The organism is Ruegeria sp. SAZA006, assembly GCF_059613465.1.
Genome location: NZ_JBXWSO010000005.1, coordinates 70036 through 91983 on the forward strand (window position 1 = coordinate 70036; position 21948 = coordinate 91983).

The 21948-nt window shown below is 55.3% G+C and carries 15 protein-coding genes and 1 tRNA gene; 4 read left to right on the top strand and 12 right to left on the bottom strand.

Annotated elements, in window-relative coordinates; all coding sequences use genetic code 11:
* Window positions 1-2 precede the first annotated feature (2 nt).
* Genes AC2FNZ_RS06745 through AC2FNZ_RS06755 form a run of 3 tightly spaced genes read left to right on the top strand, consistent with a single transcriptional unit; the run spans window position 3 to window position 13415 of the window.
* Window positions 3-4844, top strand: coding sequence for an Eco57I restriction-modification methylase domain-containing protein (locus AC2FNZ_RS06745; protein WP_496839983.1), 4842 nt, complete (start codon window positions 3-5; stop codon window positions 4842-4844).
* 1 nt (window position 4845) lies between these two features.
* Window positions 4846-11232 carry a DEAD/DEAH box helicase gene (locus tag AC2FNZ_RS06750; protein ID WP_496839984.1) on the top strand — a complete coding sequence of 2129 codons (6387 nt, stop codon included), beginning with the start codon at window positions 4846-4848 and terminating at the stop codon, window positions 11230-11232.
* Complete coding sequence (locus AC2FNZ_RS06755) at window positions 11229-13415, top strand: UvrD-helicase domain-containing protein (protein ID WP_496839985.1); 2187 nt, start codon at window positions 11229-11231, stop codon at window positions 13413-13415. Before AC2FNZ_RS06750 ends, AC2FNZ_RS06755 begins: the two co-directional genes overlap by 4 nt.
* A 288-nt stretch (window positions 13416-13703) precedes the next feature.
* On the opposite strand, the gene AC2FNZ_RS06760 is transcribed toward AC2FNZ_RS06755, so the two are convergent.
* The 8 genes from AC2FNZ_RS06760 to AC2FNZ_RS06795 form a co-directional block, all read right to left on the bottom strand.
* Window positions 13704-14150, bottom strand: coding sequence for a hypothetical protein (locus AC2FNZ_RS06760; RefSeq protein WP_496839987.1), 447 nt, complete (start codon window positions 14148-14150; stop codon window positions 13704-13706).
* Window positions 14151-14253: 103 nt separating this feature from the next.
* Window positions 14254-14505 (bottom strand): hypothetical protein, encoded by a 252-nt coding sequence (locus tag AC2FNZ_RS06765; RefSeq protein ID WP_496839989.1) that lies wholly within the window; start codon window positions 14503-14505, stop codon window positions 14254-14256.
* Between the two features lie 941 nt (window positions 14506-15446).
* Window positions 15447-15521: transfer RNA gene (locus AC2FNZ_RS06770), tRNA-Phe, on the bottom strand.
* 79 nt (window positions 15522-15600) lie between these two features.
* Entirely contained in the window at window positions 15601-15783 is a 183-nt protein-coding gene (locus tag AC2FNZ_RS06775; protein ID WP_170368878.1) for a DNA gyrase inhibitor YacG, read from the bottom strand.
* Window positions 15780-16802, bottom strand: a complete 1023-nt coding sequence (locus tag AC2FNZ_RS06780) for a ribonuclease E/G (protein WP_496839990.1) — start codon at window positions 16800-16802, stop codon at window positions 15780-15782. Before AC2FNZ_RS06780 ends, AC2FNZ_RS06775 begins: the two co-directional genes overlap by 4 nt.
* Window positions 16799-17377 carry a Maf family protein gene (locus tag AC2FNZ_RS06785; protein WP_170373404.1) on the bottom strand — a complete coding sequence of 193 codons (579 nt, stop codon included), beginning with the start codon at window positions 17375-17377 and terminating at the stop codon, window positions 16799-16801. The genes AC2FNZ_RS06780 and AC2FNZ_RS06785 overlap by 4 nt, the downstream gene beginning before the upstream one ends.
* Window positions 17378-17388: 11 nt before the next feature.
* Window positions 17389-17607, bottom strand: coding sequence for a translation initiation factor IF-1 (infA, locus tag AC2FNZ_RS06790; RefSeq protein WP_005978431.1), 219 nt, complete (start codon window positions 17605-17607; stop codon window positions 17389-17391).
* An 87-nt stretch (window positions 17608-17694) separates the two neighbouring features.
* Window positions 17695-18570, bottom strand: coding sequence for a carbon-nitrogen hydrolase family protein (locus AC2FNZ_RS06795; protein ID WP_496839991.1), 876 nt, complete (start codon window positions 18568-18570; stop codon window positions 17695-17697).
* A 351-nt stretch (window positions 18571-18921) separates the two neighbouring features.
* Between AC2FNZ_RS06795 and AC2FNZ_RS06800 the strand changes: the two genes are divergently transcribed.
* Complete coding sequence (locus AC2FNZ_RS06800; RefSeq protein WP_496839992.1) at window positions 18922-19941, top strand: S41 family peptidase; 1020 nt, start codon at window positions 18922-18924, stop codon at window positions 19939-19941.
* 55 nt (window positions 19942-19996) lie between these two features.
* Here AC2FNZ_RS06800 and AC2FNZ_RS06805 read toward each other — a convergent pair whose 3' ends face one another.
* The 4 genes from AC2FNZ_RS06805 to AC2FNZ_RS06820 are packed head-to-tail and all read right to left on the bottom strand — an operon-like array spanning window position 19997 to window position 21919.
* Window positions 19997-20590 carry a GNAT family N-acetyltransferase gene (locus tag AC2FNZ_RS06805; RefSeq protein WP_496839993.1) on the bottom strand — a complete coding sequence of 198 codons (594 nt, stop codon included), beginning with the start codon at window positions 20588-20590 and terminating at the stop codon, window positions 19997-19999.
* Window positions 20583-20981, bottom strand: coding sequence for a ketosteroid isomerase-related protein (locus tag AC2FNZ_RS06810; protein ID WP_496839994.1), 399 nt, complete (start codon window positions 20979-20981; stop codon window positions 20583-20585). The genes AC2FNZ_RS06805 and AC2FNZ_RS06810 overlap by 8 nt, the downstream gene beginning before the upstream one ends.
* Window positions 20978-21436: an arsenate-mycothiol transferase ArsC gene (locus AC2FNZ_RS06815; protein ID WP_093962858.1), complete on the bottom strand. Its 459-nt coding sequence runs from the start codon at window positions 21434-21436 to the stop codon at window positions 20978-20980. The genes AC2FNZ_RS06810 and AC2FNZ_RS06815 overlap by 4 nt, the downstream gene beginning before the upstream one ends.
* Window positions 21437-21439: 3 nt before the next feature.
* Window positions 21440-21919, bottom strand: coding sequence for a UPF0262 family protein (locus AC2FNZ_RS06820; protein WP_170582823.1), 480 nt, complete (start codon window positions 21917-21919; stop codon window positions 21440-21442).
* Window positions 21920-21948: the final 29 nt, after the last annotated feature.

Sequence of the window (21948 nt, forward strand, 5' to 3'; positions counted from 1 at the left end):
TCATGGAACTCATTGGAATTGAAAATGAAGCAGAGTTTTTCCCGTCCGGAACGTTGTCAGATGTTTTGAAAGACGAATTGGCCGACATCACTGCCCGTTGGTCTGGATTGGAGAAGAAACAGCATCCCATTGACCGTTTACAGGGTGTCTCCGGCGCGACTTTGGATGCTTACCGACAAATTCGTGCATCCAGTGAAGGATCCAGAAGGTATTCGCTCACAAATGATGCCCGCTTCAAGGTTCTGGAAGCACTGGGCTATGAGTGGAAACGGGAGTCCGTGCCCACAGGTTTGGATGGGCACCCACTGATACCGCTTCTCGGCAGAGTTTCGAGTCCAGATGGAAAAGATGCGCTTTGGATTATTGAAGCCCCGGTCCCAAGCAATGAGGATGAGGCGTCCGATCCGCTGGATGCGAAATTTGCCAAAGACCAGTTTGCAAAAGAAGACCGAGACGCGGCTCTGCTGGACCAGACAATTGGCGAGTGTTTGGCCAAAGGTGTGTTCGAGTTGCCAGATGCGCCTCGAAACGTATTGATCGTCGGCCTCTCTCAGCTTGTTCTTGTCGATAGTCGTAAATGGCCTGCGCGGTCAGTACTTCGCTTCAATCTGCAAGAGATTTTTGCGCGCTCGGAACGTGACACTCTGGTTTTGACGGCCTGCCTGATTGCAAGAGAGGCTCGGGTGCCTGAGCAAGGGGTGCCTATTTCCGACAGACTTGAAGAAGAGGCTCAGCGAAACGCCAATGCGGTGACATCATCGCTCAAGAAAACAGTGCGAGACGCCATCGAGCTGCTGGGGCAAGAAGTTCTCGAAGTCACCGAAGGCAAGTTTCCGTCCAATTATCCTATCAAGTCCAAACGCGGTGTCTGGATCGAAGGCCCAGACCTGTCTCGTGAATGTTTGCGATATATGTATCGCCTGCTGTTCATGTTCTATGCCGAAGCCAATCCGCGGCTCAGCCTGCTTGATTTGAAAAATCCAATCTACAGCTCGGGATACTCTCTGGAAGGCCTGCGCGATCTGGAATCCGTTCCGCTCAGAACCACCGCGGATCGTACGGGCACCTTCCTGTGGGAGAGCCTGCAAACGACTTTGGATTTGCTCTACACGGGACTTGATCTGGAAGATGCCGACAAAGGTACGGGGCTCCAGTTGCCGGCTGTGAAAGTATCCCTGCTTGATCCGCAGAGCACTCCGCTCCTGAACAGCCTCAATCTGCGCAATGAGGCTATTCAGAAGGTCATTCGGCTTCTGTCACTGCGCTCCACCAACAAAAGTACGGGGCGCATTTCCTATGCCAAGCTCGGCATTGGGCAATTGGGCGCCGTCTATGAAACCCTGATTTCCTTCACTGGCGTTGTTGCCAAGAATGATCTAATTGAGCTTCTTCCCAGCAAAGGCAAAAAGGCAGATACGGGTTCAGACGCTCCAGTAAACCGCGAGGACGATGTCGATCCTCTAGAACCCAGTTGGTTTGTAGAGCGACGCCGCCTTTTGAACGGCGAATTTACCTCCGACGAAGTCGTCTTCAAAAGCAGCGAAGCGCTCGTTTATCCAAAGGGCACGTTCATCTACCGCCTCGCGGGTCGGGATCGAGAAAAGTCGGCGTCCTTCTACACCCCTGAACCGCTGGCCCGATTGCTGGTCAAACACGCCCTCATGGAGCGCTGCAAAGACCTCAGCGCCGATGAATTGCTGGAGCTGAAGATCCTCGAGCCCGCGATGGGATCGGCGGCCTTCCTGGTCGAGACCACAAACCAGCTGGCGGACCTCTATCTGGACCGCAAACAACAGGAGTTGGGCAAGACCATTCCGCAAGACCAAATCGTCGTCGAGAAGCAAAAGGTCCGCAGTTTCATCGCCGACCGAAATTGCTTCGGTGTCGACTTGAACCCTATCGCGGTTGAACTCGGCGCGATCTCGCTTTGGCTCAATGGCCTGCACAACAGTACGTTTTCGCCGTGGTTCGGAGACCAGTTGCATGCCGGGAACTCGTTGCTGGGCGCACGAAGGGCGTCCTATGATCCGAAGCTCACGACAGCATCTAGAGCGGTAGATCTATGGCTCAATGCCAAACCGCAGGAGATAGGCTGGCGCAACAAGTTGCCAGAAGGCCAGATCTGGCAGTGGCTACTCCCAGCCAAAGATATGGCCAAATTTGATGGCGACAACACTATCAAACCTTTTGCCGAAGATGAGCAAAAGCGGATCAAAGATTGGCGCCAAGGCGGGTTCTTCAAAAAACTTGAAAAGCACGAAGTCCAATTGGTCCAGAAACTCAGCAAAGTGGCTGAAGCGTTATTCGAACAAGTCGCCGATGATCTGGAGAAGACCCGTATTTCTTCCAACGACGAGATTACCATTTGGCCCGATCATGAAATGGCTGGCAACAAGCGGATGGATTTCCATGCCAAGGCAAAGCTGACCGCGCATTTGGTTGGTGATGATCACGCCACTAATACCCTACCTTACAAGCGGCTCAAAACGGCGATGGACGCGTGGTGCGCTCTGTGGCTTTGGCCGTTAGATCAGGCGGACAAACTGCCATCGCGGCTCGAGTTCCTTAACGGCATGGCCATGATCCTTGAGGGCGGGTTTTCTGCTGACGGATCGCTTGAAGCACCAAGTATGTCAGAGTTCTCGGACCCGGAACTGGATTTCTTTGAGCAACTTGAACCGGATGCCCCCGCGCGTGACCTGTTCAAAGCGGCCGACAAGACACAGGACTTGCTGTTCCGCGAAACCAATGTCGAGGCACTGATCGAGACCTTCGACTGGCTTGGTGTGGCAACCCAAGTGGCGGAGCGAGAACGCTTTGTGCATTTTGATCTGATCTTCGCCGACGTGATGCGCGCCCGTGGTGGGTTTGATATGATTGTAGGGAACCCGCCGTGGGCGCGACCAACTTGGAATGAAGGGTTGGTGCTAGCGGATATCGATCCCTACCACCGTGGATTGTCGGCAACCCAAGCGCGTGATGTGCTAGCAGAAGCCTTGGATAAATCAGGCGGCGAAGCGCGGTTCTCGCAGGAGTATGTCGCGACCAAGGGCGCAATGGCGATCACTGCCTCTGAGGTTATGCAGCCTTTCGCGGGTGGGGGGGCTAACAACCTCTATCGGTGCTTTATTGATCTCTCGTTTCGCCTGACCGCGCCAGAAGGATACGCCGCCCTTATTCACCAAGATGGGCACTTGGGAGATCCGCATTCTGGAGAGTTCAGGTCGCATTGGTATGCAAGAACGGCAAGTCATTTCGAGTTCATCAACCGCATGAAATCCCGAAATTTTGCAGAGGTTGACCACAACGTCCGTTTCAGCTTGAACATTTATCGCGGCGAACCGACATTCGAAGGCTTTGATAAGTTCACATACGCGTTTGCAGCTTCTCAAGTAGAAGACTCTTATGCGGACCAAGATGGTATGGGTGATCTCCCCGGCATCAAGAACGCGGAGGGAAACTGGGATACGCGCGGTCACCGTGATCGGATTATGCGGATTGACCGCGATGCGCTATCAGTCATTCATGCGCTGTCGGAAGAAGCTGACGTGCCAATTGAACAAGCGCGGTTCATCCAGCCGTTTTCAGCCCGCACGCTGGATGTATTCAAGCAGATGGCACAGTTTCCGAAACTGGACGCGGCCATTCCGAAAAAGCGAATGCCAGGCGGCGAAGAAGTTTCGCTTTGGCAGATGGGCCATGATTGGAACGAAACTACCAGCCAAAAAGTCGGTTCCATCAAACGCGCTACGACCTTCCGCGATGCCGAAGAAATGGTGCTGCAAGGACCGCTGTTTCATGTCGGAAATCCGCTTTACAAAACTCCGCGCTCTGTCAGCAGGACCAATGCCGATTACGATGTGATCGATCTTATCTCGGCACCGGATGACTATCTTCCGCGCACGAATTATGGGCCAGGGGTCGAGCTGCCTGAATACCGCCGCCGCATGACCCGTTGCCGTTGGGACCCGACAAAGAGCCACGCAAGTTTTTATCGTTTTGCTGTACGCAAGATGATCAACTTGAACAGTGAAAGAAGTTTGATCGGAGCCATCGTCTCGCCAGGAATGGCTCATGTTAACAGTGTCGACAGCATCGCCTTCATTTCTGAGAAGGAATTGTTGGCCGCAACATGCATGTTCGTCTCGCTGCCCTACGATTTTGGAATAAAAGCCTCCGGCAAAACGAACCTCCATGACCATGACGTCAGAGGAATGGGATGGGTGGATGCAGGCCCAACAGCGCGTCATCGCGCCCTCCGTCTGAATTGTTTAACATCCGCTTATACCGACCTCTGGAACAACAACGCGCCTGAAATGTCTCCGATGCCTTGGTCATCCGATGACCCACGCCTCGCGCTGGAAAGCTCCGATGAAGGTCCCGCATTTTGGGACCGAAACGCAGGCCTGCGTACCGAATTCGCTCGCCGTTTGGCCCTGATCGAGATTGACGTGCTGGTGGCGCAGGCGCTTGGTTTGACGTTGGACCAGTTGATCGAAATCTACCGTATCTACTTTCCCGTTCTCCAAGAAAACGAAGCAGGCACTTGGTACGATCAACAGGGACGGATTGTCTGGACTTGTTCCAAAGGTCTGCCCGGTGTCGGTCATCTGGTGGAAGACAATCGCGGTAACTGGAATAGCCCCGGCCGCAATGCGTGGGAGGCAATCTTGGCCTCCGAGCCCGATGAGTTGGTCAGCCAAGCGATTGATGACACCCAACCTGGCGGCCCCCGCGAAATCACTCGCCGCTTTGTCGGCCCCTTTACCCAATGCGACCGCATCGAAGACTACAAACGCGCCTGGGCACATTTCGAGGCGCTGAAGGCGCAAGGGGGCAGCTGATATGAACCCAATCCTGCTCAACCGCCATGTGCAACAAAGCCTGCGCGAGCTGGTGCATTCAACGCTCAACACCTCAAGCAAGTCGTTTGAGGGGATCGTGGATCGCTTTCTTGAGACGCCCGGTAATTTCATCAAGGGCCCGTGGATTTCGGTCGACATGCCCTTCCGCCAAATTGACGGAGCCGCGGATGGGAAGTGGGATCAGCCGTTTCCCGAGGTGCCCCTGAGGTTCCCGCCCTATCAGCACCAGATGGACGCCTTTGCGCGACTGAGCGGCGACAGGATGCGCTCGACGCTTGTGGCGACAGGCACTGGGTCTGGTAAGACGGAAAGCTACCTCTGGCCGATTTTGGAGCATTGCCGGCAGAACAAGGACGAGCCTGGGATCAAGGCTATCCTGATCTACCCGATGAATGCTTTGGCAAGTGACCAGGCGCGGCGGATCGCGGCGGCGATCAACGATTTACCGGGATTGAATGGCGTTAGAGCAGGCATCTACGCCGATGCCGAACCTAAAAACCCTACGATGGATGTGACGCCGGACAGTGTAATCACCCATCGCGATACCATGCGGAAGAACCCGCCAGATATCCTACTGACCAACTACAAAATGTTGGACTACTTGCTGCTGCGTGGGCGGGATAAACCGCTGTGGGATCAAAACGCGCCAGAAACTTTAAAGTTTCTGGTCGTAGACGAGATGCACACTTTCGATGGCGCGCAAGGGGCTGACTTAGCGCTGTTGATCCGTCGCCTGAAACACCGCCTGAATACTTCAGACGGGCATCTGACCTGCGTTGGCTCATCCGCCACATTGGGCTCGGGCGATGGGGCCAAAAAAGAGCTGCGCGAGTACGCCCAAACGATTTTTGGGGAGACGTTTGACGACGCTGCCGTCGTGACAGAAACACGTCAGTCCTCGTCGGATGTTTTTGATCACCCTGAATACACAGATCGCCCTGAACCGGATGACATTCGGGCGGCTCTGGGTGCTGCTGAAGACATGAGCCAGGCGGATGCGGCGAAACATCTGGCCCTATGCCTGTTTCCAGATGCTTCCGACCCTGACTTGGAGACGCTTTATGCAGGAGACCCGTCATCGCCTGAATGGCGCATACTACTGGGCAATCTGCTGAAGGAGCAACAGCTCGCACAACGTACGTTGATGATCATTGCCGAGCACACGGGGCCTGCATTGCTGGAAGATGTGGCCAAGGGGTTGTCATCAGTCAAAGCTCTGAGAGGCTGGTCCGAAGACGATCACCATGCTTTGGCAGAGATGATTGTTGCCTTGGTGGCATGGGCAAGATCTGAAGGCGGGCGACCCCTATTCAATGTTCGTCTCCAAGTCTGGATTCGTGAAATGGCGCGGATGGTCGCGTCCCTGCCGAGGTTGCAAGTAGGGTTGAAGAAATCTCCAATTGACCTGATCCATGCCATTGACCTTGATACGCAAGCTTTGCGCGGGACGCTGCCCCTGGTGAATTGCAACAGGTGTGGAACGAGCGCGCATCTGGGGCGTCAAAATGCAAACTCCACGTCGTGTTGGGCGCCTCTTGAGCAACTCTATGAAGAGTTCTTTTCTTATAATGATGGTGGCCGATTGCGGCTCTTTTATCATGAGGACCTGGACCGCAATCTTCCTGCGACATCAAGTGGCAACCGGATTGTGCCGGGACTGCTGGATTCTGAAAGTACGGAGTTCAGCCCCTCAAACCATGATGATCTGGAGGTTGGGCCAGCCTCGCCTGTATGGATGTATGATCCATCAGATGACAGCGGGCGAATTGATGCGACATGTCCTGCCTGTGGCCAATCTCGTGGCTTGCTCCTGTTTGGCATGCGGGCAGCGCGGCTCACGACCGGCATTACAGGAACCATGTACTCCTCTGAACAGAATGAAGAGGACGCAGAGGCCAAACCGCGCTTCTTGGTGTTCTCGGACTCTGTCCAGGATGCGGCCCATCGCGCGTCAGTTGCAGAAACCCGAAATACGCTTTCTGTCTGCCAAAAATCCTTGTTTGAGGCTTTGTCCAAAACAACTGACGGCAAACGGTCCCTGGAAGACGTGATCCAGACAGTTCCGCAGGAGCATTTGGCAGATCTCGGCGGCGACAAGTTCACGGCCATGTTCATTCCTAAGGAACAGACCTGGCGCCACCCGTATATTGATCTCTCGGAACACGGTGTATCCATCACTGATCCTGTGTTTCTGGATCATATGGCTATGCGATTGGGGTGGGAGTATTTTGTTGATCTGAGTTACAGGTCCCACTTCAATCACACACTTGAACTCAACGGCGCAGCAGCAGCGGATGTGCCGGCAGAACATCTTCGAGACAGTGCCGATAAGCTCGCGCAGCAGCTGAAAAATGCGTTTAGCGGCGCCCCGGATGTCCCGTCAGAAGATGTAATGCGTTTTCTGATGGGCCTCTTGCAGCGTATGCGCCGCCAGGGATCTGTTGCCCACCCGTATGTGGAACTCGCAGCTGAAGCGTCTAGCGGTTCCTTTGGGATGAACTGGTTTGGGGCAAGCAGCAAACTTGGCCTCGGGCGTACAGGCACTCTTCCTAGACCAAATGCCGCTCGAGGCGCGGCACCTATCCCTGTTACGCTGAGCAGATCGCTAAGTGGTGTCGAAAAAGTCACCCGCAAACACATCACGAATTGGTATCGGGATTGGCTGTTTCGCTGCTTGTCGGAGGCAGATCTCCGCATTGGCACAGATCCCGAAGAAGTCTACAAGCTGGCTTTTGAACGACTGCGCTCAGATGGTCTTGTCAAGAAGATCGACGGGGCAGACGGCTCCAGACATGTTTGGCTTATCGACCCCAAGAAAATCATAGTTTCTCTCAAGGGGACATCTCTGAGCTGTGATACTTGCGGTCGCCGGGAATTGAGTCTGGTGGAAAATCAGGAACTTCTCGTCGGTTCAAACTGCCCCAAAATTGGCTGCAAGGGGCACCTCTATGAGGCAGAACTAGCAGACCGCCCCGCATTGAAGCGCTCGTTGCATTCCGAACGAAATCACCGTGTTGTTGCCCGCGAACATACTGGCCTCCTGGATGCAGACCAGAGGCACTTGGTCGAGACCGGCTACATTAATGAAGAAACCGCTTGGGCGCCAAATCTGATTTCCGCGACGCCGACCCTCGAAATGGGGATCGATATTGGCGATCTCTCCACTTTGCTGCTTGGCTCCGTGCCGCCCGAGGAAGCCAACTATGTGCAACGCATGGGGCGCAGTGGGCGACGGGACGGCAACGCCCTAAACCTTGTTCTCGCAAATGCAAGGCCGCATGACATTCAGTTTTGGGAAGACCCTTCGCCCATGCTGGCCGGTCAGGTTAGTCCACCAGGTGTATTTCTTGCGGCCGAAGAGGTTCTTCTCAGGCAGGTGACCGCCTTCACGCTTGACGCCTATGTCCTAACAGTCGGTGTCAGTAACGATTATGGCAAAGTGCGAGACGTCCTCAAAGCCCGCAAAAGCGGGGCGACAACTGGGTTTCCTATTGATTGGCTCGAAACGGTCAAATCCAGTGGCGGAGATCTTGCCGAGCAGTTTATCGCGCGGCTGCCGGAAGACGTGCAATCGAGGGCTGATTTGTGCGACCGGATAAAGCAGTTCCTGACAGAAACAGATGACCGATCTCTCCCGTGGCGTATCATGTCTGTTTTTGATGGTGCAGAAGAGGACCGCGCCCGCTTGGTTGAAAAACGAGAAGAGGCAACCAAAGAACTTGCAAGCCTGAAGAAGCGTGAAGCGGAGCTCACCAGGGAGGAGTTTGAGCAGCGCAAAAGCGATATTGAGCGGGATCGAAAAGAAATCAACGCAATGATCCGCCAAGGTATCGATGATGTTCAGGTGATCAAATACCTCACAGACAAAGGTGTTTTACCGAACTACGCCTTCCCTGAAGAGGGTGTGAAGCTCACCTCGATATTGTTTCGCCAGGACAAGAAGTCTGGACGACCCGATGAACCCCATCAATTCGAATACTCACGGCCAGCAAGTTCGGCTCTGTCTGAGTTCGCGCCCGGTCAGTATTTTTACGCCAACGGCCGACAAGTCCAAATTGAGCGTATCGAGATCGGCACGGAGGATCTGTCAGTTTGGACGTTCTGCCAATCCTGTTCATATGTTGCGCCGCGCCTGGAGGCCGGAAGCACTTCCGGAAACTGCCCCAAATGCGGGGACAATATGTGGATTGACAGTGGGTCTGACCACAATGTCGTAAAATTGAAATCCGTTATCGCCGCGAGCAGTGAGGAAAAAGCCGCTATCCGAGACGGGGACCAGCGAGATCAACAACTTTTTGACCGAGAACTGACACCCTTCCATGCCGAGGCGGATATTTTATCCTCCTGGTTCACGGACAAGGATGCAGGAGCGCCATTTGGGTTCGAATTCATACCGGATTGCACATTCAGAGATTTCAATTATGGATCGAAATCTTCTGCGCCAGTCGGCCCAACTATTGCCGGATCAAAGCGTGAATCCCTTCCGTTTCGGATTTGCAAGCACTGCGGGACGATACAAAAACCACCTCGCGATGACGATGACCAAGGTGTGCATCCTCCCAGCTGCCAGGCATTGCGAGACGGCATAGGGCGCTCAGATTGGGAAACCGAAGTTTTCTTGATGAGAAGCTTCGAAACCGAAGCGATGCGGATCATCATTCCGGTGGCTGGGGATGCCGATCACAACGATCTAAAGAGCTTTGTTGCAGCCATTAATCTCGGCATGCGACGCCATTTTGCGGGCAAGGTGGATCACATCCGGTCGACTGTCTATGAAGCGCGGCTTGATAGCCAGGTTTCCGTTCGCAGCTTGTATCTTTATGACGCGGTGCCCGGTGGTTCAGGTTATCTTCGTCAAATAGCTGAGCACCCTGATACGATGAAGTCGATTGTATCAAACGCAATCGAGGCTTTGAGAGACTGCGACTGTAATCATGCTGTGCCGGAAAAAGATGGATGTTTCCGCTGTGTGAAACCCTATCGCAGTCAATTTGGGCCGGGGGAGCCAAGCAGGGACCGTGCCCGTGCAATGATGGAGGCTACTCTTAGAAAATGGGATAGCCTGACCCAAACAGCACGAAACATTGACGAATCCATCATGGGGGCATTGGTGGATAGCAAGTTGGAGGCTCGCTTCCTCAATGCTCTTATAAGGATCTACGGCGACGCCGCTCTGAAACCTCAAGTTTTGGACGGGGGACGTCGCGGATACATTCTGCGAGCAGGCACTGCGGGCCAGTCCAAACTTTGGACAATTGAGCCTCAGGTTCAATTGGAGACCCGTTTTAAGGGGGTTCCTAAAAAGCGCGTCGACTTCCTGATGACATCAGTGACAGATGCCGCCCGTTTACCCGTTGTCATTGAAATGGACGGCTACGAGTATCACGCCGATACCGTTCATCAGGATCTTTTGGATCGCATTGACATGGTTCGCTCTGGTGAAGTTAGGGTCTGGACGCTTGGCTGGAAAGATCTCGACGAAACCGTGGAGTTGCCGGTAAACCCTTTCGCTGAAAGCACGTATTCGGCGCGCCAGGTAGGGACGCTGGGCAGGGTTTTCGCAGTTCCAGGTTTTGATCGGTACGCAGACCCCATCAAAAAACTTCAGTCCCATTCCAGCTTGGAGGGACTCGTCAGCTTCTTGAACTGTCAAGTAGAACCGGATCCGAGTGCCTTTTCAGTTCTGCTGCGCTGCTTCGTGAGATCCGAAAACCGAATACTCAGCGATCTTCCAAATATCGCCAACCTTAGCGATGAGAGCAGGGTGTTCCTACAAGATGTGAGTGCTGCTTCACACTTCGGCCATCGGCAACTTGAGCTATTCGTGTCCTGCGATGACCGACAGCCTCCAGAATGGGGTGTCGAGTTTGGCGATCTGCGCTGTGTGTTGAAAGCCGACCTTCCTGAAAAACCCAGCTCGACCACCTCTAAGCAAACCCTGGAAAACGTGTGGAGAGGTCTGTGGCGAGCAATGAATTTCTTACAGTCCGTGCCAGGTTTGCACATCGACGTTGCAGGCCTCGATACGCTTCTACCGCCAAGTCTGACAGACGGTACGGAATTGACAGGGGCTGCGGATGAGGCGTGGCTGGAAGCGCGTACGCTGTGCGACGAAGTCTTCCATCCTTTGATTGATGCTCTTGTCGCGGCGGGCGTTCGTCCCCCTGATGCAATTGGTGACGATCTGATGGTTTCAGGTCGTGTTGTTGGCGCTTTGGAAATCGGTTGGTCCAGCAAATTGTTTGCGGTCACTGAAGAAGCGCATGAGGGCACTGGCTGGGACCTTTTGGTTTTTGACCCTGAGGGTGGAAACATAGGATCAGCAATAACCAACATTATAAGAAAATTGGAGGAAGCAGGTAAATGAACCAGGCAATTGCAAAACGGGTTTCCTACGACATTGGCTGCATGAAGAGCCTCCGTAGGCTACCTGACAAAGTCTCGTTGCGCTTTATGGACATGATGACGCGATACATGTCAGCGCCCGATAGCAATGGGCTGAACCTCGAAACAGTCGAAGGGTCAAAGGACAACTCCATTAAGTCATTGCGGGTGGATCAAGGGTATCGGGCAATAGCATTCGAGTTGGGTCGAGACATCATGTTTGTACATGTCAACGAGCATGACAAAGCCTACCGGTGGGCTTCCGGGCGCCGCGTGGTACTCGATCCCGGCACTAATCGTGTACGGATCATTCAAGAGATTGACGCCGAAGTTTCCACTAAGAAACCTACGATACACTCGGGTTTGTTCGACAGTTATGCCGACAAAAAATTGAAGGCGCTTGGAGTCTCGGACGAAGAGATGCCAGCTATTCGGAAGATAGGCACACTCGACCAGCTCGAAGACAATGAAGAGCATTTTGATGTTTTGAGCTATCAGGTGCTTTACGCGCTTGCAGCCGGGTATTCTGAAGAAGAAGTCTACGCCATGACCGGGGTTTCTACTGGCTCCACAAATGCTGAAGCAACGAGTGATATCGAACCTTCATTTGAAGACCTCATTGAGACGAACGAAAGCCGACAAACTATCTTCATCCCAGAGGACGAGGCCGAACTTCGTCGCGTTTTTGAAGAAGGCCTCGAAGGATGGCGCGTCTTTCTTCATCCTGAGCAACGCAAATGGGCATATCGCGACTACAATGGGCCCGCCATGGTCCGCGGCGGCGCAGGTACAGGTAAAACAGTTGTCGCAATGCACCGGGCGAAACACATCGCAGATCAAATTAAGGACGATCCAAACCGTGCGGGTCAAAAGGTTTTATTCACGACATTTACTACCAGCTTGGTGCAAGACATAATCTCCAACTTGCGAACTCTCTGCCCCGAGCATCTTGATGCAAATCCAGCCAGAATCGAAGTTGTCAACTTGGACCGATGGGTGTCCCAATTCTTGCGGCGGAAAGATTTCGGTCGCCAGGTTGCTTATTTTGGAGAAGCACGAGATCAACTCGACGAAATCTGGAGCGAGGTATTTGATGATCATGAGCTGCCTGAAGGTCTTTCAGAGGAGTTCATCAAAGCTGAATGGGCTCAGATCATTCAGGCTAAAGGGCTAGTCGATAAACGAAGCTATCTGAAAGTTTCGAGAGCGGGCCGAGGTACTCCATTGGACCGCCGAAAGCGAACCGCGCTATGGGGTGTGTTTTCCGATTATCGGGCGCGCATGATCAGTGCCGGGCTGGCAGAGCCTGACGACGCGTATCGCGAAGCCACCGAATTGCTTATTTCAGAAGCGCCCAACTTACCTTACGCGGCTGTCGTTGTGGACGAGGCGCAGGATATGGGGGAGCAAGCGTTTAAGTTGATCCGGGCAATTGTTCCGGAGAAACCAGATGGTGACAAAAATTCTCTCTTCATAGTCGGGGATGCTCATCAAAGAATTTATGCGCGCCGAGCAAGTATGGCTTCTTGCGGTATCAATGTGCGTGGGCGCTCTAGAAGACTGCGGCTCAACTACCGTACAACCCACGAGATCCGAGCGTGGGCTGTATCGGTTCTTGAAGGGATCAATGTCGACGACCTGGATGATGGTATGGATACGTTGCAAGGATATGTGAGCCTCCTGAAAGGTCCTGATCCGCACTTAGCTTCCTATGCGTCTGAAATAGAAGAACTCCAAGGTTTGGCGCAATGGGTCGAAAAACAGATCGCCAGTGGAACTGCTCCTGAAGAAATTGGGATACTGTGTTGTCGCAGAAAAGATATAGCTCGAGTCGAAGACGCCCTGAGAACAGTGGGGTTTTGCGCAGTAGAACTAAAATCCGGTGGGGCAGACAATCGCGAAAAAAAAGGGATACGCATCGCAACAATGCATCGAGCAAAAGGCCTTGAGTACTTTGCTGTCGCAATTCCATTCCTGTCAGAGACAGCTTTCCCGCCTCGAGCGGCTTTAGAGACAGCTGTGGATGACGCTGACCGTAGTGACATCCTTGATCAGTATCGTTCACTGCTGCACGTGGCCGCGACGCGAGCCAAGCGGGAGTTAACGGTTTCCTGGTCTGGTCAACCTTCAAGCCTAGTGGCTCCTGTGTTGCCTCTTGGTGAATGACACTGGAGTATTTCCTTTCCGTTCTAAACAGAATGTAAGAAGTCATTGCCTTAACCAAGGGACAATTTAGCAGCTACAGATCTGTGGAATGGAATTCTACGATGAACACATTTCGTTCATCGATAATGAAATCCAAGGACAGCACTTCGTTGCGGCGCCTGAGCAGAGTTGGTGCGGGGTGGTCTTCCCACCCCGCACCAGACGCAACAAGGCAACATCATTGATCCGCACTCCTTACTTGCGCTCCAAAAGAGCGGAAGTATCTGATCAAGTCGCATGGTTTTCAACCTATGCGTCTTCGATCTGATCGCCAAAGTGCTCTTCGATCTCGTAGGTTTCGAGATATCTCTGAGCCCATTCAAACGCCTCGTCATCAGTCAAAGGATTAATGCCACTTCCCCCGCAATACCCCTGTCCCCGCCCCAAAGACTCTGCGTATTTGCTGGAAGGCCCGCCCCGACCCGCGACAAAAAACCGTTTGGATCTCGGCGTCCGAAAAAGAGCTTCCTCATAGGAGTGAAAATCACCGTCGTACCCCTCACTGTGATAGCCTATTTGATCAGCTTTTTCAGTATCATAACGCTTTCCGTCGATGATTTTACACATGTCATATGGTAAGTAGGGCATACTATTCCTTTCTGTTTCGATGCCTGTTTCTTCTTGCCCACCCAGCTTTGAAGACAGAGCGGGGCCGTGCGATAAACAGAAGTTCGTCGCGCATTCTTGTTTGATCACGTTGGGTTGCGGTTTATTTACAGATACTTACTTCGGTTAGACGCGCCGGATTTCGCTATGAACTTGACGCTTCTCAAAGCAGTGCAGTCGTGTTTGCCCACGTTTATTCTACTTCAATTGCCACAAGGCTCTTGGGAAGGTCGAAAGCAATCGCAACGTTCTGTATGGTAGCTTGGAATTTGGCGCCACTACGGGTGAGGTTAGCCACTTCGTTCAAGGACAATCGCTCAAGCCAGGCTGTCTTTCCAGACCCAAAAGTGCCTGAACCTAATGACTTTAAACAGTCGAAGCTGTTAGCTGGAACGCTGTCATCTCTCCTGAGTTGTTCGGGAGTATTGCCTGATAGTTCTACCATCTAGCCTCCATTCGTATTCCTCCTTACGACTAAACCCATTTCTGTTTCAAAGGCAGCCGTCGCATTCTCGTTTTAGTTGGCTCGAAATAACCATACCTAGTTAGCGACATCTGGCGCAAAGCCAAACTCATGAAGGCCTAAAGAAAATCAGAATATTTTCCCACCAAATTGGAAATAATTGTATTCCTTATGGAATACACAGGAAAAATATAGAATATTTTCCCAATTCTCGCCCATCGGGGCTACGAGGTGATGCCTCAGGCATCACTTTTCTCAGTTGATGATACCCGACTTAGAAAATGGTTCTTTGGATCAAAAAGAGACCCGCCACCGGCAATGTTGCACTTTCGCAACACAATCGAGTTCTGGTTCTCGACAGTTGGAGAAACACACTTGAGTGGCACCCCCTGAACTCAAATCTAAGCCTCAATTCACATGGTTGTTGTTGGCTCCCTGAGCCAAACGCGCACCTGTCGTTCATTGACCTGGAAACGACGGACAATCGCACAAATGAAACTCGCCCGGATCGAGGAGTGGGTCACATCTCTTTGAGCCGTACTTAAGATCCGATAGTGGTCATAGTTGTTGGCTCTTTCGGTTCCGTTTATCCACAAGTCCGGTGACAGAACACGGGTAGATCAAAGTCACGGTGTAAGTTTACGGAAGTTGCCCGCCTGAAACGACCCTACCGTCGCGGTGGGAAGCACATCAAAGAGCCTTACGCTTGTGAATTGCACAAACAGTCAAAGTCGCTGCGATAGAGCAGTTCTCCTAAGTCTGGAAAAATCTGGCTCCGCTCAGAAAATACCATATCCACTTTAACCGGCGCGAAACTCTTCTGAATCTGATCATAAATGGTACTGGAATGGTACGAGCGAAGAATTCGAGGGGTGTGGCAACCACCAAGGCACCTAAAAACATTTTGTTTTCAACTTGTTAAGTGGTGCCCGGGGGCGGAATCGAACCACCGACACGAGGATTTTCAATCCACTGCTCTACCCCTGAGCTACCCGGGCACGGGAACGGCGTTTGCCGTTGGGTGCAGGCCTTCTATGACTTGCCAAACGTGGTGTCCAGAGGCTTTTTCAGATTTTTTCAGTGCGGGCGATCCTTGATTTCGACAGCATCCTGAATCTCATCGTCCAGGTCATCCTCGCGCTGCGACGGAACCGAATAGGAGCCGTTCAGCCACTTGGCCAGATCGATATCGGCGCAGCGTTTCGAGCAAAACGGACGAAACTGTTTGACCGTATCTTCTCCGCAGATCGGACAGCTCATTTCAGGACCTCCGACAAAGGGATGCGGCCGCGTTTTCGCTGCAATTCGAAATGCCCCAGCGGCGTCCAGCCGGCAAGGATCGTTTCTTCGCTGTCAGCCCTGAAGGCAGCGCGGAGTGCGGATTCGAACCCGCGCCGGTCCTTTTTGGGCATTGGCGCAAGGTCCAGCGTGATCTGCCCGCCCAGCCCGCGCACGCGCAGGGCGCGCGGCAGTTCCTTGGCGCAGGCGAAATTGGCCTTTGTCCCCGCAGCCAGCGAGCCATCCGAACCGGTATTCACATCCACGGCCACCAAAGCCCGGGTTAGTTCGACATACATATGCGCCCCACCCGCCAAAGGATGGGATGCGCCACTTGCGGCGTCCAGCGCCTCGAGCACGCCATGGTCCGCGAAACCGCCCGCCTGGGTCGAGACCTCGGCCGGCTCCACCCATTCGCGCCAGGCGAGGACATGCGGTCCGTCGCCCTCGGACAGCGTTTCCAGCGCGTTTCCGGTGTCGTTCACGACCTGCTCGGCCAGCGCTCGCATGGCGGCGATGTCTTCGGCGATCTCATCGGCATCCGCGCCCTGGCAACCGGAGCGCAGGATCAGACCGAAGGGGCTGCCGTCCATCTGCTCATGCGCGATCACCAGCAGCCGGTCGCGCTCCTCATCATCGCGGATCGAGCGGGAGATGTTCAGCCCGGGCGCGTCCGGCGTGACGATGGCATAGCGGCTTTTGAACAGGATGCGGTTCGTCACCGGCAGGGCTTTGCCCGGTTCGGCATAGCCCGTGACCTGCACCAACAGCATCTCACCCGGCGCCAGTCCCTTGACCTGCCGAAGGAAAGCCGGACCATCCGGCGTTGTCAGGAACATCCCGCCCTGCCCTTTGATCGCCCGCTCGGCCCGGGCACGGTAGATCGTACCAGGGGCAGGCGCATCGGCGGCGATCAGGAAATCATCCAGTTTGCCATCCACCATCAGGGCTGCGGCTTCGCGGCCTTGAATGTGATCCAGAATGATCGTTCGACCTTTCATAGTGCCTCGCGATACAGGGGGTAACCGATGCCTTGCAACAGTCCTGCGGTTTCGGACAAAGGCAGCCCGACGATACCGGTGAACGAGCCCGAGATCCACGGAATGAAGGCGCCCGCGGGCCCTTGGATGGCATAGGCACCGGCTTTGCCCTGCCAATCGCCGGTGGCGAGATAGGCGTTGATTTCCACGTCCGAAAGACGCTTGACCTTGACCTGGCTAACGACGTCACGCTGCAACACCCGATCGCCGCGACGCACCGCGACCGAGGTGATCACACGGTGGCGACGGCCCGACAGGGCGTGCAGAAATTCGGCTGCCTGTCCCGCATCCTCGGGCTTGCCCAATATGCGTCGACCCAGCGCAACCGTCGTGTCGGCGCACAGGACGATATCATCGGGCGCCGCAGTCACGGCATGCACCTTTTCACGGGCAATGCGCGCGCAATACGGCAGCGGAAGCTCGCCCATTTGGGGGTCTTCGTCGATGTCGGGGGCTGAAATGGCGTCGGGCTGCACGCCAAGCTGAGCCAGCAGGTCCAGCCGCCTGGGGCTGCCCGATCCTAGAATGAACGCCATTGCGGCAGGCGTTACTTGAAGCGGTAGTTGATCCGACCCTTGGTCAGATCATAGGGGGTCATCTCGACCTGAACCTTGTCGCCGGCCAGAACACGGATGCGGTTTTTGCGCATCTTGCCTGCCGTATGTGCGATGATCTCATGGCCGTTTTCCAGCTCGACCCGAAACGTCGCATTAGGCAGGAGTTCCTTCACGACACCGGGAAATTCGAGCGTATCTTCCTTGGCCATGTTGTCTCCATCTTTGCGTTGCCCTGCAGAATCCGCAGGTGGCGCTTAAATGAGCCTATTTCGGCCTTATTTCAAGGGTGGAATCACTTAAAGGCGCGACATTGTGACCGATTCGACTCGGGGCGTCTGCTCGGTCCAGTGGGATCGGTTCAGGACATGGCCATCCGCCCGAACCTCGGCGATCACCGACGGATCGACGTCTGCGTAGGTCCAGCCTGGCTGGTTGAGCACGCCTTCTGCCAACACGCCGGTTTGTGGAAAGCCCTTGTCCGGCGGGCCGAAAACGCCTCCGGTCCCAGTGTTGGTGTCTACGGACTGAGACCAATCGTTGTTGCCCACCAGCGACGCCATGACCGCAACGCATTGATTCTCCAACGCACGCGCCATCGCTCCGATGCGCACCCGCCAATAGCCCGACAGGGCCTCGGTGCACGAAGGCACAAGGATCACGTCGGCCTCTGACAGGGCGCGGCCCAGCAGGGGAAACTCGCTGTCATAGCAGATCAGAACGCCGATCCGGCCCAGCGCCGTCTCGAAGATCTTCAACGGGCCGCCCGGCGCGATGTCCCAGTCTTCGCGCTCGAACCGGGTCATGATCTGCTTATCCTGATGATCCTGCGCGCCCGAAGGGACGTAGAATTCGGCCCGGTTCACCGGGCGGCCTGAGCCGGCCTGAACCGGGGCGGATGCGCCCAGAATATAGACGTTGTATTCGCTGGCCAGTCGGCGGTGCACGGCCCGCGCCTGATCCATCCGTTCGGACACCGCCCGAATGGAATTCTCTAGATCCTCCGCGACCTCGGCCCCGGCCAACGTCGAAAGCTCCATCGCGCCGTACTCGGGAAACACCAACAGTTCAGCCCCCTGCCCCGCGGCCTGCGAAACCCAAGCGTCCAGCTTGTCTTCGTACTGCGCCCAGCTGTCGAGCCAGTCGAGATTGTAGGCGGCGGTGGCGATTTTCATGGTGCGGGTTCCAATGCTGATCTTGCGAAGAAGTAAATAGCCGTTGTTGCCCGGTGTACAGGCCAATCGGGCTGTGCGCTGCAACAGAAAATTTTGGTTCGATGCTTAGCCTTTCAAAGCAAGGGTCCGGGCCGGTAAAGCGCCGGGCCCACACCCAATCTGGACATTGCCGATCGGCCATGCGCAGTGTGACCCATGTCGTTGATCGATGACCTGGAGCTCATTCTGGAGACTGTCCTGCCAAACGATCCCAGCTTTCAGCGGATCGAAAGGGCGGCGATAGACAGCTGTGTCAGTGACATTCGGCGATACGCACTTGAGAGCTCGGTCGAGGCATTTCTGCTGTCCGCGATGCGCCTTCTGGCACTTCCCAGCAACGGGCACACAAGGCTGATCCCGAATGATGCAATCTCGGTGTTGCCTCTGCGGTTCGTGAGCGTGGGGCGTTCCGTCCAAGTCCTTGGGTCGGCATCGGGGGTGATCGCTCCACAAGGCGCGCTGCTGGCAGTCAATGGCGCTGCTGTAGGCGAAATCGAGGCCGCGGCGGACAAATTTCTGGCGGGAACGCGCCAAAGGAAGCGGGTCATCGGTCCGATTATTCTGGCTTGGCCGCAGGCGTTGGAACGGCTGGGATTTTCGTCCAACGACGGTATGACCGAGTATCATGTACAGGACGAGAACGGGCAGACAACCAACCTGAAAGTAGCAAATGGAAACACCGTTCCTGCGTCGATGCTCTACCCGAGAAACGAGCACGGCAAAGCCGATCCAGCATGGGAGCCCGAGAGCCTTGTGGAGATTGAGGATTGGCAGGCATATGGACTTTCAATACAACTGCTGAGCTTCTTTGACCCGGGCAAAGATGCGCTGCGCAAAGCCATATCCGAGGCAGCGGATCGCGTGCGCACTTGCTCTGACAAAACGCTTTTGATTGACGTTCGCGGAAACACCGGCGGTGATTTTCTTCTGACGATGCCTTTGATCGACGCAATCGCGCAAAGCGCAAGTCAGCGGGCCGTCGTGCTTGTCGATAAATTCACGTTTTCCGCCGCGATCGTGTTTGTCGCCATCCTCAAGCATCGCTTGGGTGACAGGCTCAAACTCATCGGCGAAGAAATGGGAGACGGATTGACGTTCTTTGCCGAGGGTGGGTTGCTTGACTTGCCGGCGAGCGGCGCGGTCGTTCGATACTCCTCCGCATTTCACGATTGGAAGATGGGAACGTCTGATGAAACGACACCGCCCGAAATCGCGCGGCAAATCGTGCCCGTGGGAGAATTGAACCTGGATCGGGAATGTGTCGCAGGACCCGTGGGCGCTGGAGCACGAGGAGCGTTCTATCGACGGATCCTCGAAGATTTTCGCGGCTAGACGAACGGCTATCGGTTCGCGCGCCCGCGGGCACAAACAACGCGATAGGGCGGGTTCACAAATCCCTGATCCAGAACTGCAACGGTTTGAGGGTTTCCGAGTCCTCACCCAGATCCTTCCACGAGAACTGGGCGATTACGCCGGGCAAGGGCGCATAGCCCCGCGCGCGCCAGAAGGGGTCGAGCGGCCGGTAGCCGGCTGGCCGCATCGGGTGGTCCGCCGGACGCTGCACCCCGCAGAAGGCGCATTTGGCAAAGCCCAAGGCACGTGCATGGTCTTCGCGCAGGTCAAAGAACGCATGTCCAACGCCCTGCCCCCGATAGTCGGGCAGCAGCACGGATTCGGCACAGTAGAAGATCTGCGACAACTCCAGCTGGGTGCCGTCGAAAGCGGCTGCGAAATCCTCGGCATGGTCGGCCAGCGGCGCGCCGGTCGCGGCCCCTACCAGCCGCTCTCCGTCAAAGGCGCCGACCACGATCGCCCGGTCGCTGTCGCGATAGGATTGCAGGTATCCGCGCTCGTAATCCAGATCGCCGTCATAGAGATAGGGCCAGTCACGGAACACCGCGATGCGCAGGCGCGCCACGTCGTCCAGTGCGGCGACCAGGGCAGCACCGGTCAGGGCGCGGACGGCGGTGACCTCAGCCACCCGACACCTGTTTCACCCAGTCGGCCAGGTTGTAATAGGTGGTCACGCGGGTGATCTTGCCGTCCTTGAGGTCAAAGAACGACCCGGCCGGCAAACGGTAGGTCTGACCCGAGGCCGCAGGCAGGCCGGCATCGGTTTCCAAATAGGTGCCGTTGACTATGTATTCGGCGGCGGCGCGGGTGCCGCCCTCGGCCTCGAAGATCACCATGTCGGTCAAGGTCTCGCGATAGCAGCAGTTCATATGCGCGCAGAATTCGGCGAATTTCTCTTTGCCGACGCGGATCTGGCCTTCGTTCACGTGATGGGCCACGTCGTCGGACAGGCAGGCCAGCATGCCGGCCACATCCCCGGCGTTGAAGGCATCGAAATAGGCTTGGACGGTCTTGGTCATGCGATCTCCGTAGGTTTCCCCCAGCGATCCTTCAGGTGTTTGATGATCTGATCGCGGGTCTGACGGTAGTGGTGTAGCTTTTCCTCGCGCGTCTCGCCCAGCCCGGTAGGGTCCATTATTGGCCAATAATCGACATCGAGGTGAAAAACCCGCGTCAGCTCCAGCGCCTTGCGCTGGCTGGCAGGCGACAGGGCCACAATCAGGTCGAATGACCCCAGGTCATCTCCCCATTCCTGCATCTCGTCGAACGACCGCGACCGGTGGCGCGACAGCTCCACGTCGATCTCCTGGCAGACGGCGATGCTGAACCCGTCGATTTCCAGGTCGTTGTGCACCCCGGCCGACTGCACATATGTGCCCGTGCCGTAGAATTTCTTCATGATGCCTTCGGCCATGGGCGAGCGCACCGCGTTGTGGTCGCAGCAGAACAGGACCGAATGCGGCAGAGGCTTCACCCGTCAGCCTCCGAAATGCAGCACGCAGATCAGCGTGAACAGGCGGCGGGCGGTATCGGTGTCGATCTCGGCCTTGCCCTCCAACCGTTCCTGCAGGACTCGGCTGCCTTCATTGTGGATGCCGCGCCGGGCCATATCGATGGTTTCGATCTGGCTGGGCGGCAGGGTCTTGACCGCATCGAAATAGCTTTCGCAGATCTGGAAGTAGTCCTTGACCACCTGCCGGAACGGACCCAGCGACAGGTGGAACTCGGCCGCTTTCTGGCTGTCTTCGGTGGTGACGTCGAACACCAGCCGCTTGTCGCGGATCGACAGCTGCACGTGATAGGGGCCGTCGGGCACCAGCCGGTCGTCGCGGTTGGGCAGGGCAAACGAGTTTTCCTCGAGCAGGTCATAGATCGCAACCTTGCGCTCCTGCTCGATCTCGGGCGTGGGCGGCGGCAGGTTTCGATCGTCCAGTTCGATATGCGAAATGCGGGTCATTGTCATCGACTTCCGTTCAGGTCAGGCCA

Coding starts and splice junctions, on each gene's coding strand:
- AC2FNZ_RS06775 (WP_170368878.1), bottom strand. CDS start 15,783: ATGAGCTGTCCGATCTGCGGAGAAGATACGGTCAAACAGTTTCGTCCG.
- AC2FNZ_RS06755 (WP_496839985.1), top strand. CDS start 11,229: ATGAACCAGGCAATTGCAAAACGGGTTTCCTACGACATTGGCTGCATG.
- AC2FNZ_RS06780 (WP_496839990.1), bottom strand. CDS start 16,802: ATGAAAGGTCGAACGATCATTCTGGATCACATTCAAGGCCGCGAAGCC.
- AC2FNZ_RS06750 (WP_496839984.1), top strand. CDS start 4,846: ATGAACCCAATCCTGCTCAACCGCCATGTGCAACAAAGCCTGCGCGAG.
- AC2FNZ_RS06810 (WP_496839994.1), bottom strand. CDS start 20,981: ATGACCAAGACCGTCCAAGCCTATTTCGATGCCTTCAACGCCGGGGAT.
- AC2FNZ_RS06765 (WP_496839989.1), bottom strand. CDS start 14,505: ATGGTAGAACTATCAGGCAATACTCCCGAACAACTCAGGAGAGATGAC.
- AC2FNZ_RS06785 (WP_170373404.1), bottom strand. CDS start 17,377: ATGGCGTTCATTCTAGGATCGGGCAGCCCCAGGCGGCTGGACCTGCTG.
- infA (WP_005978431.1), bottom strand. CDS start 17,607: ATGGCCAAGGAAGATACGCTCGAATTTCCCGGTGTCGTGAAGGAACTC.
- AC2FNZ_RS06795 (WP_496839991.1), bottom strand. CDS start 18,570: ATGAAAATCGCCACCGCCGCCTACAATCTCGACTGGCTCGACAGCTGG.
- AC2FNZ_RS06820 (WP_170582823.1), bottom strand. CDS start 21,919: ATGACCCGCATTTCGCATATCGAACTGGACGATCGAAACCTGCCGCCG.
- AC2FNZ_RS06745 (WP_496839983.1), top strand. CDS start 3: ATGGAACTCATTGGAATTGAAAATGAAGCAGAGTTTTTCCCGTCCGGA.
- AC2FNZ_RS06800 (WP_496839992.1), top strand. CDS start 18,922: ATGCGCCTTCTGGCACTTCCCAGCAACGGGCACACAAGGCTGATCCCG.